Annotated in this window: 2 protein-coding genes; both read right to left on the bottom strand. The window is 66.1% G+C overall.

The genetic code is table 11. The features are described 5' to 3' along the window. Window positions 1-398: DUF4376 domain-containing protein (locus AC1DTN_RS37360; RefSeq protein WP_477925140.1), on the bottom strand; the 398-nt coding region annotated here is incomplete at its 3' end. Window position 399: 1 nt separating this feature from the next. After that, window positions 400-966: hypothetical protein (locus AC1DTN_RS37355; protein WP_477925138.1), on the bottom strand; the 567-nt coding region annotated here is incomplete at its 5' end.

Below are 966 nucleotides of genomic sequence, written 5' to 3'. Positions count from 1 at the left end.
GTCCAGACTACGGTCCAGTCCTCGGGCAGGGCATCGAGCGCGGCGTAGGTCCCGGTGATGTTGACGGCCGCGCTGGGATCGGCGTCGAAGCGACCGAGGGCGCCCACCACCACCCCAGCGGCGATGAAGCGCGTGCGAGCGGCCTTGATTTCCTCCCACTTCTCGGCCTGGAGCACGGCGAGGGAGCGGCGATCGACCCAGGCATGGATCGACCAGTCGTACTCATGCACGGGGCTCGGCTGGGCCGGGATCTTCACCCAGGACTCGCCGGAGCGGTAGGTGTCGAGCGGCGCCTGCTCCTCGATGACACGCTGCCCAGGCGCGAGCGGGATGTCCAAGTGCTGCGTGATGCCGGTCATCATGACCCGGCCCCACTCGTCGAGAATCGTGAATTCCATGTCAAGGCCTCCGGGCAATGCTGCACACGAGGGTGGCGTCACAACCGCTGTTGGTGTTGGCCGTGACGATGTAGTAGCCGGGCCCGAGCGCCAGGAGCGAGGTCATCGTCACGGGTGGTACGGTCCATGTCGTCGGGCCGAATCCGCCAGAATCGCCGCCGTTGCCGTCCTGCGTGTACGTCGTCGGGATGACGCTCTGGTCCGGGACACCCGTGAGGGTGAACACCGATGGCCCGATGTACTGGTTCGGAAAGCCTTGGCGGGCCTGCCAGGAAGCCGTGCAATGGACGTAGTGAACTTCGCCAGCTGGCACCGAGATTCCGACTTGCGCGAGCTGGACACCACGTGCCCAAGCCATCGTGGTCACGGCGCCGCCCTGGATCTGCGCCGTGCCGATGATGTTCGCGGCGTAGACGGTCATGACCCCGTTCTGCACGTAGAAGCCTGGCGCGTACAGATTGCCGCCGCGGTCGACTTGGAAGTACTGCCCGGTGTTGTAGTTGCCGAGCAGGAGCCCATTGGGGCCGAGGTAGAAGCCCCCGTCGCCGTTGGTGGGCCAGCCATAGCC

The sequence above is a fragment of the Rhizobium sp. 01T444 genome, from assembly GCF_056398305.1.
This window is presented reverse-complemented; position numbering and strand designations above follow the sequence as displayed.